This window comes from Chryseobacterium sp. JUb7 (assembly GCF_024806495.1).
Taxonomy (GTDB): Bacteria; Bacteroidota; Bacteroidia; order Flavobacteriales; family Weeksellaceae; genus Chryseobacterium.
This window is the reverse complement of the sequence record NZ_JANUFF010000009.1, coordinates 21,658-38,183: the sequence shown is the minus strand read 5'-3', so window position 1 is coordinate 38,183 and position 16,526 is coordinate 21,658. Positions and strand designations below refer to the sequence as shown.

15 protein-coding genes are annotated in these 16,526 nt (G+C 34.8%); 4 read left to right on the top strand and 11 right to left on the bottom strand.

All coding sequences use genetic code 11. From position 1 onward, the window contains the following. The first annotated feature begins 1 nt into the window (after window position 1). Window positions 2–1,312 carry an ABC transporter permease gene (locus M2373_RS15750; protein ID WP_259112005.1) on the top strand — a complete coding sequence of 437 codons (1,311 nt, stop codon included), beginning with the start codon at window positions 2–4 and terminating at the stop codon, window positions 1,310–1,312. 79 nt (window positions 1,313–1,391) lie between these two features. On the opposite strand, the gene M2373_RS15745 is transcribed toward M2373_RS15750, so the two are convergent. The 8 genes from M2373_RS15745 to M2373_RS15710 all read right to left on the bottom strand — a co-directional run bounded on the left by M2373_RS15745 (window position 1,392) and on the right by M2373_RS15710 (window position 9,286). After that, window positions 1,392–2,066, bottom strand: a complete 675-nt coding sequence (locus M2373_RS15745; RefSeq protein ID WP_259112004.1) for a porin family protein — start codon at window positions 2,064–2,066, stop codon at window positions 1,392–1,394. Window positions 2,067–2,081: 15 nt separating this feature from the next. Continuing rightward, the gene (gene sucD / locus M2373_RS15740) at window positions 2,082–2,954 is read right to left on the bottom strand and encodes a succinate--CoA ligase subunit alpha (RefSeq protein ID WP_259112003.1); all 873 of its coding nucleotides are present in this window, start codon (window positions 2,952–2,954) and stop codon (window positions 2,082–2,084) included. Window positions 2,955–3,043: 89 nt separating this feature from the next. After that, window positions 3,044–3,946, bottom strand: a complete 903-nt coding sequence (locus M2373_RS15735) for an LpxD N-terminal domain-containing protein (protein ID WP_259112002.1) — start codon at window positions 3,944–3,946, stop codon at window positions 3,044–3,046. 193 nt (window positions 3,947–4,139) lie between these two features. Beyond that, complete coding sequence (gene efp, locus M2373_RS15730) at window positions 4,140–4,703, bottom strand: elongation factor P (protein ID WP_259112001.1); 564 nt, start codon at window positions 4,701–4,703, stop codon at window positions 4,140–4,142. Window positions 4,704–4,773: 70 nt separating this feature from the next. After that, the gene (gene lpxA, locus M2373_RS15725) at window positions 4,774–5,565 is read right to left on the bottom strand and encodes an acyl-ACP--UDP-N-acetylglucosamine O-acyltransferase (RefSeq protein WP_259112000.1); all 792 of its coding nucleotides are present in this window, start codon (window positions 5,563–5,565) and stop codon (window positions 4,774–4,776) included. Beyond that, entirely contained in the window at window positions 5,566–6,963 is a 1,398-nt protein-coding gene (locus M2373_RS15720; protein WP_259111999.1) for a bifunctional UDP-3-O-[3-hydroxymyristoyl] N-acetylglucosamine deacetylase/3-hydroxyacyl-ACP dehydratase, read from the bottom strand. Then, window positions 6,956–7,987: a UDP-3-O-(3-hydroxymyristoyl)glucosamine N-acyltransferase gene (lpxD, locus tag M2373_RS15715; RefSeq protein ID WP_259111998.1), complete on the bottom strand. Its 1,032-nt coding sequence runs from the start codon at window positions 7,985–7,987 to the stop codon at window positions 6,956–6,958. The genes M2373_RS15720 and lpxD overlap by 8 nt, the downstream gene beginning before the upstream one ends. A 72-nt stretch (window positions 7,988–8,059) precedes the next feature. After that, window positions 8,060–9,286 (bottom strand): HD domain-containing protein, encoded by a 1,227-nt coding sequence (locus M2373_RS15710; protein WP_259111997.1) that lies wholly within the window; start codon window positions 9,284–9,286, stop codon window positions 8,060–8,062. A 365-nt stretch (window positions 9,287–9,651) separates the two neighbouring features. On the opposite strand from M2373_RS15710, the gene M2373_RS15705 reads away from it, so the two are divergent. The 3 genes from M2373_RS15705 to M2373_RS15695 all read left to right on the top strand — a co-directional run bounded on the left by M2373_RS15705 (window position 9,652) and on the right by M2373_RS15695 (window position 13,996). Beyond that, window positions 9,652–11,292, top strand: coding sequence for a S41 family peptidase (locus tag M2373_RS15705; RefSeq protein ID WP_259111996.1), 1,641 nt, complete (start codon window positions 9,652–9,654; stop codon window positions 11,290–11,292). A 302-nt stretch (window positions 11,293–11,594) separates the two neighbouring features. Then, on the top strand, window positions 11,595–13,139 hold the full coding sequence (locus tag M2373_RS15700) for a bifunctional response regulator/alkaline phosphatase family protein (protein ID WP_259111995.1): 1,545 nt from the start codon (window positions 11,595–11,597) through the stop codon (window positions 13,137–13,139). 92 nt (window positions 13,140–13,231) lie between these two features. Next, window positions 13,232–13,996 (top strand): exodeoxyribonuclease III, encoded by a 765-nt coding sequence (locus tag M2373_RS15695; protein WP_259111994.1) that lies wholly within the window; start codon window positions 13,232–13,234, stop codon window positions 13,994–13,996. A gap of 56 nt (window positions 13,997–14,052) precedes the next feature. On the opposite strand, the gene M2373_RS15690 is transcribed toward M2373_RS15695, so the two are convergent. The 3 genes from M2373_RS15690 to M2373_RS15680 all read right to left on the bottom strand — a co-directional run bounded on the left by M2373_RS15690 (window position 14,053) and on the right by M2373_RS15680 (window position 16,191). Beyond that, the gene (locus M2373_RS15690) at window positions 14,053–14,424 is read right to left on the bottom strand and encodes a septal ring lytic transglycosylase RlpA family protein (RefSeq protein ID WP_259111993.1); all 372 of its coding nucleotides are present in this window, start codon (window positions 14,422–14,424) and stop codon (window positions 14,053–14,055) included. A 362-nt stretch (window positions 14,425–14,786) separates the two neighbouring features. Beyond that, a complete protein-coding gene (locus M2373_RS15685; protein ID WP_259111992.1) occupies window positions 14,787–15,512 on the bottom strand; it encodes a hypothetical protein in 726 nt (241 codons plus the stop codon). Between the two features lie 43 nt (window positions 15,513–15,555). Further along, window positions 15,556–16,191 carry a hypothetical protein gene (locus M2373_RS15680; protein ID WP_259111991.1) on the bottom strand — a complete coding sequence of 212 codons (636 nt, stop codon included), beginning with the start codon at window positions 16,189–16,191 and terminating at the stop codon, window positions 15,556–15,558. Between the last annotated feature and the right edge of the window lie 335 nt (window positions 16,192–16,526).

Sequence of the window (16,526 nt, the reverse complement as noted above, 5' to 3'; positions counted from 1 at the left end):
CATGAATAATATTTTTTTAATCACAAAAAGGGAATTTCTTACGCAGGTTAAGAAAAAGTCCTTCATTATATTGACTTTATTGGCTCCAATCATGTTGATTGCTTTTGGTGCAGTCATTGGTTTAATGTTTAAGGCTAATGAGTCTCACAGCGTCATTGAAGTAGTGGATAAAAGTGGGTTATTTAAAAATCAACTGAAATCCGATGACCAACTGAATTATGTTTTTGTTTCTGCCGCCGATGAAAAGTCAAAAATCAATAATTTAAAAGGAAATGAATCTCTGGATGGAATTTTGATTCTGCCGGAATTAAAAAGTCAGAATTTTGATGATCTACAGCAAAATACAAGATTGGTCATCAACAGTAAAATTGGCTTTGACACCAAAAAAAGAATTGTTTCTGATATTACAGATGTCATCAAGAAAGAAAAAATCAAACAGTTAGGTATCGCCGAAACTCAACTTGATAATCTTGATAAAAGTTTTACCCTGAAAACCATTAATGTTTCTGAAAACAATAAAGAGGATTCTGATATTACTTTTGGCGTAAAAAGCGGGCTAAGCATCTTGTTGATGTATGTAACTTTTATGTTTATCATCATCTACGGAGTAAGGGTTATGAGAAGCGTTTTAGAAGAAAAAAACAACCGAGTTGTGGAAATCATTATTTCTTCAGTAAAACCTTTTGAACTGATGATGGGAAAAATTCTTGGAGTAACCATGGTGGCTTTAACACAGTTTTTAATCTGGATTACCATGTCTGTTATCGGAGCTCTGGTTTTAAATACCGGCTTTTCGACACTTCAAAAAAATATTCCGGGTGGAAATGAAGAAGTATTAAGCAAGTTTGATATTGCACAGATTGCAACACAGGTATCTCACAGTTTACTTGAGCTTAATTTCCCGTTAATTATTTTTGTATTCATTGTCTTCTTTTTGCTTGGATACATCTTTTACAGCTCTGTTTATGCCGCCATAGGCTCAGCCGTAGATAATGAAACGGAAACCCAGCAATTCACCCTATTTGCCATCTTACCGCTGACTTTAGGAATGTATGGAAGTTTTTCTTTAATGAATAATCCTGACGGGCCTCTGGGCTTCTGGCTATCAATTATCCCTTTCACATCTCCTGTCGCGATGATCGCAAGAATTCCTTTTGGAGTTCCGGCCTGGCAGATTGCTTTATCAATTGTATTGCTTTTGGCAACAACTATTTTTATGATCTTTTTAGCAGGAAAAATCTATAGAGTAGGCATTTTAATGTATGGCAACAAAGCGACATTAAAAGAACTTTGGAAATGGATCAAAGGATAAAATGTAAACTACAGAATATATAAAAATAAAATCCCGAAACTAAGTTTCGGGATTTTTTATGTTTGAATGAAATAAATTCTTATTCAAAGATATAGCTAAGACTTAAACTAAGAACCTGCTCGGATTTACTTTTATTAGATCCTTTAGGCTCATAATTAAGACCTGGATAGGTATTTGAAAGGCCAAAATCATATCTCGCCGTCAGTTCCAATTGTCTCTTATAACTGTACCCTACCCCGATTCCTACTCCAAAGTTAAACTTGCTAGCCTTCCCATTAAGTTTTGGGTTATCTGCAACTCCTCCTGCAAAATTAGGATCGTAATAAGGTCTTGAAATAGGAACATTTTTCACATTCTGACTTAATAAGAAATTAAATCTAGGTCCTACCAATCCAAAAAACTCTGATTCAGCTTCGGAAAAATATCCTTTAAAGCTGATCGGCAAACTAAGATAGTTATTCGCATAAACAGCATCATAACCATCAACACCTTTAGAGTCTTTATTCTTACCTGTTTCTCCTGCGCCAAAATAAACCAGTTCGGGCTGGATGAAAAATTGATTTTCCCTTCCTACCGGGATCAAAGCTAAAACTCCGCCCTGTACGGTAAATCTTTTTCCTGAGGGATTGTGGGCATTTTTCACCCCTGAATAGTTACCTCCCGCCGTGATACCGAATCTTGTACTACTAAAATCAATCTGGGCGAAAGACATTGTAGAAAGTACCAAAGCTGAGGTTAATAAAATTTTTTTCATATGTTGTTTTTTATGTTATCCTAAAACTTTTGCTACAGTTGCACCGATATCAGCAGGAGAATCTACAACGTTGATTCCGTTTTCTCTCATGATTTCCATTTTTGCCTGAGCTGTATCTTCAGCACCACCTACGATAGCACCAGCGTGTCCCATTGTTCTTCCTTTAGGAGCAGTCTGTCCAGCGATAAATCCTACAACAGGTTTTGTAGAACCACTAGCTTTATACCATCTTGCAGCTTCAGCCTCAAGACCACCACCGATTTCTCCGATCATTACTACTGCTTCAGTCTCAGGATCGTTGATGAATAATTCTAATGCTTCTCTTGTCGTTGTTCCGATGATTGGGTCACCACCGATACCGATTGCTGTAGAAATACCGAAACCGGCTCTTACAACCTGGTCAGCAGCTTCGTAAGTAAGAGTACCTGATTTTGAAACGATACCTACTTTACCTTTTTTGAAAACAAAACCTGGCATAATACCAATTTTAGCTTCTTCAGAAGTAATAATTCCCGGGCAGTTTGGACCGATTAATCTACAGTCTCTGTCAGCGATGTAAGATTTTACTTTTACCATATCCGCAACCGGAATACCTTCAGTAATACATACGATAACTTTGATACCTGCTTCAGCAGCCTCCATGATAGCATCTGCAGCAAATGCAGGTGGTACGAAAATGATACTTACGTTTGCACCAGCTTTTTCAACAGCATCAGCAACAGTGTTAAATACAGGCTTTCCTAAGTGCTCGCTACCTCCTTTTCCTGGAGTAACACCACCTACTACGTTTGTACCGTATTCAATCATCTGGCTTGCATGGAAAGTCCCTTCGTTCCCTGTAAATCCTTGTACAATTACTTTAGAATCTTTGTTTACTAAAATTGACATTTTATTGTTGTTTTAATTTATTTACTATTTTATTAATGCTCACAAATTTACTTATTTTTCTTTGATTTAAGATAAAACTTTCAATTTGTTTATTTGAGATTTCTCAGTTTTACTTCTTTCTTCAGATAAGTTTTAAAATCTTCCGCAAACATCCCGATATAAGTTCCTTTTTCAAGATCCCTGTTGACTCCTGTTTTGCCCAGCAGAACAGATCCGTTTGCAATTTTATTACCGGAAGCGATACCAACCTGTCCCCATAAAGTGACTTCATCACCAATGATACAACATCCTGCGATTCCCACTTGAGAAGCGATCAGACATTTTTTACCGATGATCGTATCGTGGCCGATCTGGATTTGATTATCGAGAACAGAACCTTCACCAATTATCGTAGAATCCGTAACGCCTCTGTCGATCGTACAACCATTTCCGATTTCTACATTATTTTCAACAATGACGTTTCCTACAGAAATCAAACGGTCAAAATTTCCGTTGAGTTTTCTATAATAAAAAGCATCACCACCCAATACGGTATTAGACTGAATGATTACATTGTCACCAATTACTGTTCTGTCACCGATGACAACATTTGGAAAAATAAGTGTATTCTTTCCAATGGTAACATTATTTCCAATAACTGCGGTACGGTGGATTTTTGTTCCTTCTCCGATTTCAACATCGTGAAGTTCTTCTGTAAAATTATATATTCTCGTAAAGTGAGTATTGATTTTATTAAAATCTCTGAAAGGATCATCAGAAACAAGAAGCGCTTTCCCTTCTGGGCATTCCACTTCTTTATCAATTAAGATAATGGTTGCCGCAGAATGTAAAGCTTTATCATAATATTTCGGATGATTAACAAAAACGATATCTCCCGGTTTTACCATGTGAATTTCATTAGTCCCTAATACTTCAAAGTCTTCAGAACCAATAAATTTTGACCCGATAAGATCAGCAATAGTTTTAAGTTTTTGTGGCTGATGAAACTTCATATTTTTTTAAATGATATTTAAATTTTATCAATCTTGTCAAGGTTTAAAACCTTGACAAGATTTGTTTTTTCAACTTTCAACTGCAGCCCGACTTGAGTAAAGCCCTTCGACAGGCTCAGGGTAAACTACAGTCGCTGCCATAAAAATAAAAGCTGAAAGTTATTATGCTTCCAGCTTCATATTATTTGAATAATTATTTTACTCTTTCTAAGTAAGATCCGTCTTCTGTGCTTACTTTAATCTTGTCTCCCGGTTCGATGAACAGAGGAACCATTACTCTTGCTCCCGTTTCAACGATCGCATTTTTAAGAGCATTTGTTGCCGTGTTTCCTTTTACCCCCGGATCAGCTTCTACAACTTCTAAATAAACAGATTGTGGCAATTCAGCAGAAAGCGGCGTCTCATCAGCTTCTTTTAAAATGATGGTAACCTCTTCACCTGCTTTCATCAGGTTTGAATTTTCGATCATTTCTTTATTTAAATATAATTGAGAGAAGTCATCATTGTTCATGAAGTGAAATCCGTTCTCATCATCATAAAGATACTGGAATTTTCTCGTGATTACTTTCACCTCATCAATTTTGTGACCTGCTGAGAAAGTATTATCAAGTACTTTTCCGTTTGTTACTGATTTCAATTTTGTTCTAACGAAAGCAGGACCTTTACCTGGTTTTACGTGAAGAAATTCAATTACTTTGAAAATATCATTGCTAAATTCAATGCAAAGACCTTTTCTGATATCGTTACTTGTTGCCATTAATGTGTATTATCTTTTGTTTTTTATATTTAATTATTTTAGGGAAAACACGAAATCGAAAATTTGATTTCTAGTTGTCTTTTCCGGTTCCGTATCCTTTTACAATACCTCTTGGTGAGTTCTGGATAAACTGAAGGATTTCATCTCTTTCAGCGGTAGGAAGCATTTCTTTTTCAATATAACTGATTGCCTGAGAAACATTCATTTTCATTTGAAAAATAGCTCTGTAAATTTTTTGGATTTCAAAGATTTTCTCATTGGTGAAACCTCTTCTTCTTAATCCTACAGAATTGATACCTGCATAAGACATCGGTTCTCTGGCCACTTTTACGTATGGCGGAATATCTTTTCTCACCAAAGTACCTCCGGAAATCATTACATGTTTTCCGATTTTACCAAATTGATGAACAGCAGACAAACCTCCCATCACTGTATAGTCACCAATTTCTACGTGACCTGCAATTCCGCAACCATTCACAATGATAACGTGATCTCCGATGACACAGTCGTGTGCAATATGAGAAGTCGCCATGATCAGGCAGTTTTTCCCAATTTTTGTAAATCCAAGAGCTTTTGTCCCTCTGTTTACCGTTACACATTCTCTGATCGTAGTTTCGTCACCGATAATTACCTGAGTATCTTCACCATCGAATTTTAAATCCTGAGGAATGGCTGAAATTACCGTTCCGGGAAAAATTCTGCAGTTCTTTCCGATTCTTGCTCCATCCATGATGGTAACATTCGGACCTATCCAAGTTCCTTCTCCGATCTCTACGTCACCGGCAATTGTAGTAAAAGGTTCTACAATTACGTTTTTGCTGATTTTCGCACGTTTATCTACGGCTGCTAATTGATGAATCATTTAATCAACTTTATTTTTTGCAACTTGGGCCATTAATTCCGCTTCTACCGCTACAGCATCTCCTACATATCCGTAACCCTGCATATGTACAATACCTCTTCTGATAGGCTCTATTAATTCAATTTTGAAAATAATAGTATCACCGGGAACTACTTTTCTTTTGAATTTCACCTTATCAATTTTTATAAAATAGGTAGAATAGTTTTCAGGATCCGGAACACTTGCCAATACAAGAATTCCTCCTGTCTGCGCTAAAGCCTCTACCTGAAGAACTCCGGGCATCACAGGTTCTTTAGGAAAATGTCCAACAAAGAAAGGTTCATTCATTGTTACATTTTTTAATCCTACAACGTGAGAATCTGAAAGCTCAAGAATTTTATCAATTAACAAAAACGGTGGTCTGTGAGGCATCAACTTCATAATTCCGTTGATATCAAAAACTGGCTCTTTTGTTAAATCAAAATCAGGAACATTTTTCTTTTTCTGCAGTTTCCACTGGCGGTTCAGTTTTTTCGCAAACTGAGTGTTTACAAAATGTCCAGGCTTGTTAGCAATTACTTTTCCTTTTATCTTCACTCCTGCCAAAGCTAAATCACCAATTACATCCAGTAATTTGTGTCTTGCAGCTTCATTAGGATAGTTTAAGTTCAAATTGTCAAGAATTCCGTTAGGTCTGATCGATACATTGTCTTTCCCAAATGCTTTCTTTAATTTTTCTGTAGTATCCGGTGTAAGATCCTTATCTACATATACAATAGCATTAGAAATATCTCCACCCTTGATCAAACCGTGATCTAAAAGCATTTCTAATTCATGTAAAAAACTGAATGTTCTTGCAGATGAAATCTCTTCCTTAAACTCTGAAATATTTTTTAAGGTAGCATTTTGGGTTCCTAAAACTTTAGTCCCAAAATCAACCATTGTTGTAATTTCATACGTATCTGAAGGAATAATTGTGATTTCAGATCCTGTAGCAGGATCGCTGTAGGTAAGAACTTCTTTTACAACAAGATATTCTCTAGCAACATTCTGATCAACAACTCCAACACTTTCGATAGCTTCAACAAAGAATTTTGAAGATCCGTCTAAAATCGGCGGTTCAGAAGCATCCATTTCTAAAACAGCATTGTCGATATCACATCCGACTAAAGCTGCCAAAAGGTGCTCACAAGTAGTAATTTTTACGCCTAATTTTTCTAATGTCGTTCCTCTTTCTGTTGCTACAACATAATTAACATCAGCTTCAACCTGAGGGTGCCCCTCTAAGTCTGTTCTTACGAATACAAAACCTGTATTTTCTTTTGCAGGCTTCATGGTTAATTTTACTTCTTTACCAGTATGAAGTCCGATTCCGGAAAGTGTCACTTCCTGTTGAAGTGTTTTTTGCATATCACTCATTAGTTTTATCTTTTGAGGTATTCTCAAGATTGTTTATTTTGTTTACAATTTCAGGTAAATTCCTGAAATGCACATAACTTCTTAGATAGTCGTTATAGCTTATTGCCGGAGATCCGTACAATGTTTCTCTATCGTTGACGCTAGAATTCACCCCGCTCTGAGCCTGAATTTTCACTTGATTTCCTATTTTAATATGGCCGACAACTCCCACCTGACCTCCAATTTGGTTCCAGTCACCGATTGTTGTAGATCCTGCAATTCCCGCCTGTGCTGCAATTACATTATTCTGACCAATTTTTACATTATGGGCAATCTGAATCAGATTATCGATTTTTGTTCCTTTTCCAATGACCGTAGAACCGATTGTAGCTCTGTCAATACTACAGTTTGAGCCGATTTCAACATCATCTTCAATGATAACGTTTCCTAACTGAGGAATTTTTTTGAAACCTTCGGGAGTTGGCTGGAAACCGAACCCATCACCTCCGATAACGGTATTGGAATGAATCACACAATTGTCACCGATAATACAGTAATCATAGATTCTCGCTCCGCTGTCTATTTTACAGTTTTTACCAACCTTTACCCCTTTTCCGATGTAAACATGCGGATAAATCTGAGAACCTTCGCCTATTTTAGCTTTCTCAGAAATATAAGTAAATGCACCGATATAAACCTTATCACCAATCACAGCAGCTTCATGAATTGAAGATCCGTCTTCAATCCCTTCTTTTCTGCCCTGCATTTCCTGATAAAGGTTCATTAAAACCTGAAAAGACAGATAAGCATCTTTTACGGCAATAACAGTAGAGTTATAAGTATCTTTTTCTAAAAGTTTTTCAGAAACAATGATAACGGAACAGTTTGAAGTGTCCAGATAATGGGTAAATCTGTCTTGTGCTATAAAAGAAAGATGCCCCGTTTCCCCACTTTCAATTGGTGAAACGCCAGTAATAAGCGCATTCTCGTCACCTATTATTTTTCCGTCAATAAAACTTGCAATTTGCGAAGCTGTAAATTCCATATTCTGCAAAGATAAGAAATTCTATAATTCGCAAACATTTTTTAGTTTTCGGATCGTAAATTTTAATATACTTTAAGAAATTATGTTAGGAATATCTCTTGGAAAAGTCAAAATATAGCGGGTTGTTTTATTGATCATCAAGCCCGACAAAAGCTGGTCTTGCGACTCTTCCATTCTAATTTTTTCGCCATTTTTCTGCAATAAATAAATGGGCTGTTTTTCGGTATCATAAGGAAGAAGTTTTCTTTTAATTTCGTGTACCAGCTCATCACCATTATCAATTCCGAAAAATTCGTTGGCTTTTTTTATTTTTTCTTCAATAAATTCACGTTTAAATGCATGAGAAGAGATTATAGTCTTTGGGAGATTTCTCTGAATTACACACTGGCACCAATAAGATAAAATGAAATCATCTGAGTTTTGCCAGCTCTTCATAGCCTGAATAATGTCATTATCATCAAGCTGTGTAAACCTTTCAATATCTTCATCCGTGGCGGCACTTTTTCCTCTGTGTAAAAAATAATTTAAATTTTCTGTAGCCTCCAGATGTAAGCCCTGAGAAACTAAATATTTTGCTCTTTCCAGAATTTTCACCAAAAGAAACTCTGCTAAAGCCGAAGTTTTATGATAATACACCTGCCAGTACATAAACATTCTTGCCGTCAGAAAATTTTCGATGGAATAAATTCCCTTGGCATCGATCACCAGCTCCCCTTCTTCACAAACGTTCATCATTGAAACAATTCGTTGGGTATTGATATTTCCTTCCGAAACCCCGGTGAAGAAACTGTCTCGTTTTAAATAATCCAATCGGTCAACATCCAACTGCGACGAAATAAGCTGATTAAAAAATTTTCTGTGATATTTCCCCTGAAACATTTCGATAGCAACAGACAATTCTCCGTTAAACTCAACATTCAGTCTGTTCATTAATAATAAAGAAAGATTTTCGTGATGCCAGTCGTCCATCAGCATACTTTCCAGAGCATGAGAGAACGGACCATGACCAATATCATGCATTAAAATGGCCAGCATCGCTCCTTTTTCTTCCTCTTCAGAAATTTTCACTCCTTTTTGTCTTAATGTTTCAATAGCTGTAAACATAAGGTGCATAGCTCCTAAAGCATGATGAAATCTCGTATGGGTAGCTCCCGGAAAAATCAAATTCAAAAGTCCGGTCTGTCCTATTCTTCGTAATCTCTGAAAATAGGGATGTTCAATGATGTCGAATAAAATTTCGTGGGGAATTTTGATAAATCCATGAACCGGATCGTTAATGATTTTAAGCTTGTTCTGCATTGGAAACGTCAGTATTAGTAAACAAAGTTATGGATTTTAAATTTTAGAGATGATTAATTTTTATTAAACTGTGGATTGTTTTAAGCATAATTTTTCTGTTGAAATTTATTTTTAATAGTAAACCCGCGAAGATTTTCTTTACAATTGGATTGCTATTTTCATTCCAAGGTCTTTCTTTCAGCAAATACAAAATGCAAATTGTCTTGATTAGTTTAGATTGTATTAATAAAAATGGATTTAGCGAATTTAATCAATAAATAGACTTTAGCCGAAACACTATTTCAATTCGTGTTATTTTTGAAAATATTTGTATCAATTGTGTTTAAAAATTATCTTTGATTGAATAAAACCACGAATATCTTTGAATGAGAAAATTCTCAATCTTTATCATCCTGCTTTTCAGCTTACATTTCTCTGCTCAGGCTTTATCTGAAACCCAGAAACTGGAGTCACTTTGTAAAGTTTGGGGATTTTTGAAATATTATCACCCGAACGTAGCGAAGGGGACATTAGATTGGGATCAGCAGCTTTTCAAAAAAATAGATGAAGTTGAAATAATTACTGATAAGAACCAACTGAACGAACTTTATTCTAACTGGATTGACAGTTTAGGAAAAATCGATCAATGCAAAGAATGTTCGAAAGAAGAAAATAAGGTTTATTTTTTGAAAAATTTTGACTTGGGATGGATGGATAATCAAATTGTTTTTTCTGAAAACGTCATTCAGAAATTACATTATATTCAGTATAACAGAAATATTGGCGACAATCACTATTTCGGAAAAGGAGGACGAAAAGTATATTTCAGAAATGAAAATTCATATGGCTCAAAATTTACATCAAAATCAATCAGTCTTTTGGAATTATTCAGATACTGGAACTATGTGGAATATTTTTTTCCGTACAAATATGAAACCGATCAAAATTGGAATGATGTTCTAACAGAAATGATTCCAAAATTTCTGAATGTTACAAATGACGAGAACTATCAGTTAACGTTGGCAGAACTCGTAACCAAGACTGATGACTCACATGCTTTTTTATTTTCCAGATTAATCAGTTTAAATCAATACGGCCGGAGAACAGTACCTGTGGAATATAATTATGCCGAAGGAAAATTAATTATTACAAAAATTAATTCAACAAAATTCAACGAAGAAAATATTTTAAAAGTCGGAGATGTAATTTATGACATCAATGGCTTAACCATTCCTCAAAAAGTAAACGCTTTCGGAAAATATATTCCAGCGTCCAACTCCTGGGGGAAAATAAAAAAGGTAAAAGAACTTTTTCTGATGACCAATAAAGATTCTATCGATCTTAAATTAGAAAGAGACGGGCAAAATTTAGCTTTAAAAGTAAAAACTTATCTGCTAAAAGATATTCTTACTCAAAAGAAAATTCAGCCTGAAAAATGGAAATTTTACGACGAAGAAAAGAAAATAGGTTATGTCAATATGGGAATTATTGAAAAAGATGATCTTGATGAAATGTTCACCAATTTAAAATCCGCAGAATCCATTATTTTTGATCTAAGAAATTATCCTAAAAAAACAATTTTACCCTTAAGCAGGCTTTTTTTACCAGAGTCTAAAATTTATTACCAGTTTAATTTTCCTGAGACAAATTTTCCCGGAAAATTCTACAGCCGAAAGAATTATATCGGAAAAAAGAATCCTGATTATTACAAAGGTAATGTGGTTGTGTTAGTCGACGAAAACACACAAAGTCAGGCTGAAACGACTGTTATGATGTTTAAACAGCACCCTAAATCTAAAATCATCGGCAGTAATACTTCCGGAGCAAACGGTGATGTCATATTTTTCAGTATTGCCGATATAGAAACCAGTTTTACAGGTCTGGGAGCTTATTATCCGGATGGAAGAGAGACCCAGAGAATAGGGATTATTCCTGATATTATCATTAAACCTACAGTAACCGGAATTAAAAACAGTAAGGATGAGGTATTAGAGAGAGCCTTGGAGTACATTAAAAACGGAAAATAATCCTTCCTTATGCATTTTCATTTTTAGAATCCTGACCGCGACGATCTGTTTCAAATCTAACCTCATATTTCATTTATAATTTTCAGAATCCTCTGATAAAAAAACTATTAAATAAGAACAAAATGTTTATTAAAAATTATTTCATTTAATAGACTAAATACTCTATATTCATAGTCGATTATTTTTGCGAAACCCCAATATTGGTTTTAACTAATATTTAACCTTTTATACTGCCTTTTTTGGGAGTTTTATAAAAGAATTGGTCGGCAATTTGATATTATAACCATGTAAAAAAAAGATTTATGTCGGAAAAGATATTATGGATAGATGATGAAATAGATTTACTTAAACCTCACATCGTATTTTTGGAAAAGAAAGGTTATCAGGTAACCCCTGTTAACAACGTGAATGAGGCATTAGAATTGATGGATTCAGAAAAGTTCGCATTAACCCTTATTGATGAAAACATGCCCGGAATTTCCGGACTTGAAGCAATACCTATGATAAAAGAGAAAGATAATTCTCTTAAAATAGTAATGGTGACAAAAAGCGAAGAAGAACATATTATGGAAGAGGCAATCGGTTCCCAGATTGCTGACTATATTTTAAAACCAGTCAATCCCAATCAGATTTTATTATCCCTGAAGAAAAACCTTCAGGAGGATAATCTTGTCGAGCAGAAGACTATTTTGCAATATCAACAGGAGTTCAGAAGCCTTTCTATGGAACTTTCTTATTTGAGAACGTACCAGGAGTGGGCAGAATATTATAAGAAAATTGTGAACTGGGAGATTAAATTCGATAAAGTAGCCGATAATGAATTTGCTGATCTTTTACAATCACAAAAAGAAGAAGCCAATATCCAGTTTGCAAAATTTATTGAAAACAATTACGAAGACTGGCTGACCGGAAGTGAAAAGCCGAATATGAGCCACACCCTTTTCAAAGAAAAAGTAAAACCGGAAGTGGAAAAGGAAAAGGTGCTTTTATTAATGGTGGATAACCTTCGTTATGACCAATGGAAAGTCATTGAACCTTTGTTTACTAAATATTACAATAAAGTATCAGAAGATTACTATTACAGTATCCTTCCCACTGCGACTCAGTACGCAAGAAACTCATTTTTTGCAGGTCTTATGCCTTCAGAAATTGAAAAACGTTTTCCTGATAAATGGTTTAATGACAATGAGGAAGGAAATAAAAACGAATTTGAGCGTGATTTCCTGGAAGATCAAATGAAAAGAATTGGTTTAGTGTCTAAATCAATGAAATACCTGAAAGTTCTGAATGCTGATTTTGAAAGAAAAATTTATGATGATTTCAATCAGCACAAAAACAATGATCTTTTGGTGATCGTTTATAACTTCATTGATATTCTTTCTCATGCAAAAACAGACAATCATATTGTTGATCAGTTAATTCGTGATGATAAAACATTCCGTTCTTTAACACTGAACTGGTTTGAAAACTCCTCATTACTGAAGATCATAAAATTGGCTGCAGAGAGCGGATTTAAGCTGGTAATAACCACAGACCACGGAACGGTATATGTAAAAAAACCGAGTAAAGTGGTAGGTGACAGAGAAACGTCAACGAATATCCGTTATAAGACGGGGAAAAGTTTAACGTATGATGATAGCGATGTCTGGGCCATTACCAATCCGGAAAAATTATTCTTACCAAAAGGAAATTTAAGTTCGAAGTATATTTTTGCTAAAAACAATATCTTCTTAGCTTATCCCAAAAATTATAATCACTTTGTAAATTATTATAAAGAAACCTATCAGCATGGGGGGATTTCTCTAGAGGAATGTATCATCCCTATCAGTATTTTAGAACCCAAGTAAGTTTTTTTCATAGTTTATTTAACTTTGGGTCTAAGGTGGCGGAAAAAATCGAATGATTTTTTCCGCTTCTTTTTTATTAATACTTTTGAATCATGAAATTAATTACTTATAACGTAAACGGGATCAGAGCCGCTTTTACTAAGGATTTTTTAGGCTGGCTAAAAACAGCAGATCCGGATATTATCTGCATTCAGGAAAGCAAAGCCGGAAACGATCAGATCGACATCGAAAGCCTTGAGAAATTAGGTTATCACAGTTATTGGCATTCAGCGGTAAGAAAAGGCTACAGTGGTGTCGGAATAGCCTCAAAAATAAAACCCAATCACATAGAGTACGGTTGCGGTATTGAAAGCTATGATAATGAAGGGAGAATTATCCGTGCTGACTTTGATGGTTTTTCTGCAATTTCGGTATATGTACCTTCTGCTTCCAATATTGAAAGGCTGGAGTTTAAAATGCAGTTTTGTCATGACTTTTTAGCCTATATCAAAAACTTAAAAAAAGAAATTCCCAATCTGATTATTTCCGGAGACTTTAATATCTGTCATGAAGCCATAGATATTCATGATCCGATCCGCTTAAAGAACGTATCAGGGTTTCTGCCTATGGAAAGAGAATGGATGACCGATTTCATCAACGAATGTGAGCTGATTGACAGCTTCAGATTTTTCAATAATGAACCAGACAATTATACCTGGTGGAGCTACAGACAAAATTCAAGGGCAAAAAACAAAGGCTGGCGATTAGATTATAACTTCACCTCCTATGCGTTGAAAGATAAGCTTTCAAGAGCTGTTATTTTAAAAGAAGCAGTGCATTCTGATCATTGTCCCGCATTAGTAGAATTAGCCTTATAATACCAAACAAAAAGCCAACTGAATCAGTTGGCTTTCTTTTAATTTAAATCATAAATTTAATCGACAATTTCATATTCCACCGGAATGGTACCGTGATCGGTATTTCCGATTTCATCGAACGCAGCTTTAGACATGTCTAAAGATCTTGATGAGTGGTAAGGCCCTCTGTCATTTATCTTCACTATTACCTCTTTCCCATTGTTCAGATTGGTTACTTTAATATTAGTACCAAAAGGAAGCGTTCTGTTTGCAGCGGTGAACTTTGCGTTATCAAAGATTTCTCCGCTTGCAGTTTTTCTACCATTAAATTTATCGTGGTAGTACGATGCATAACTTGTTTTTTTCGCATCTATGGCATTATTCTTGAAAGAATAAATACCAAAGGTTGAAATCATCATTATGATTACGAGAATGAATCTTTTCATCATTTTGAACTTTTATTGGTTTTGACGGGACAAATGTATCATGAATCTTCTTAAGTCCCTAGCCCAATCGTTAACAAATGTTAATAAAATCTAAATATTATCTTAAAAACATTTATAAGCTCCTATTAATAGGGCTTTTAGAGCACTATGTTAAAAAGTGTTAAAAAAACACTCTAAAAGTTAACATAATTAACTAATCAATGCATATTTTATTAATTAAGATTTATTTAACAGTTTGAAAATCAAACAATTATTGCTTTTCAATAAGTTTTAAATATACAATCATTATTAATTAAAATATAGCAGAAACAAAAAAACCAATGATAATAAATCATTGGTTTTTTATTTATAAAGAATATAATTTCTTATTTTAAGTATTCTAATACATAGTCATATGTACCGTTTGGATACACTACAGACATACTAGGAGAACCAGTGATAGCATTTCCAGCACCCGTTCCTAAAGTATAAGAATATAAACTTCTATCATACACAGTATTTGTACCTGATTTGTATATCGTGATAGAATACATACCCGTCATACCTGTTGGAGAAGGAATATTTACAGCAGTTGAAGTTCCACTTGCAGTAAAAGTACCTTTGATAGCATATACCTGAGCGTTATTAATTGCTGTATTAGTTCTAGTTTCAGTTGTTGCAACATTTACTCTTGGATCACCACCTAGAGGTCTCCAAACACCTGGTTGAACAGTTTGATTATTATATCCATTTGGATTAAAGAAATAATAGTATCCCGGAGTTACAGCAGTAGCAGTTGAAGATCTATTTCCAGCTGTTAAAGTAGTACCAGTAGCATTGTTATATACAATCATACCATCAAACATTGTTGGGAATGTTGCACCGTCTGCTAAAGTTAAGTCAAACTGGAAGTTAACAAGGTCAACACTAGGGATAATAACTCCTTTACCAACGTAAGGCTGAGCACCAACGTCATTACTAAAGTTTGTACTACCATCTAATAATACGTTTGAGTTTGTAATTGTCGGGTTTACAGGCTGGTTAGTAAGAACCTGAGCAGAAGCCACAGTTCCTAATCCTGCGAACAACAAAAGGCTAAATATATTTTTCATCTTGTTTAAAGTTAAATTTATATTATTATTAAATTAAGGGAAATTATAAACCTACACTTACCCATTGAGTTCCAGACCAAGAGAATGTACGTCCTCTTTGGAAGTTATTTCCAGTTTGTCCCGTAACACCTAAAATAGTGTTAGCCGCGTTTGAAGGGTTATTATTGAAAACCAAGATAACACGTCCAGCATCAGCAGCTGTAAGAACAGGGAAAGTAATTGATACTCCTCCAGTAGCTGCCTGAGTATTAATTAAGTAATCATTAGTACCTATAGTATAAGTACCAGCAGTAACGTTTGCAACACCACCTCTGATAACTTCATATCTCTGAGGAGTAGCAGCACCACCACCACCTACAGCAACCCAAACAGAGTTTGGACCATCATAGTAGTAGAAACCAGTAGCTGTTACGTTTATCGTTTTAGCACTAGCTGTACCATCAATTGTTGTTACAAATACAAGACCACCAGTTTGGTTGGTAGCACCTGTTCCAGTGTTAGCATAAGCAGCATCTTTAGCTGTCAATTGTGCTCTTGTCATACGAGGGACCAATAGTGCGTCAGGTCTAGTAGCATCTCCAGTGTTTGCTACAACATCTAAAGTAGCAGCAGGAGTTGTTGTGTTAACCCCAACACGTCCTTGCTGAGCCTGGGCAACTGTTGCAAAGCCGACTAACATAGTCGCTGTTAATAAAATTTTTTTCATAAGTTTTTAAAGATTTTTAATTACAATTTTTTTTCATCAATGTTATATACTCTCAATCAGGAACAATCCCAACTTGTGACATTATTAAATAAAGAAAAAACAATTAATTAAGTGAACAATCTAAAATTATTCAAAAATTGTTCCATTTTCGATTTATTTAAATATCTAACATTCAATGAATAAGATTCTAATAAAATTATTCATATTGCAAAGTTAAGATATAATTTTAAAATTCGTATACAATCTAATAAAAAAAATAAACAATTTTAAAGTCAAAAAAAATAAACGCCTAAAAATCAATTATTTAC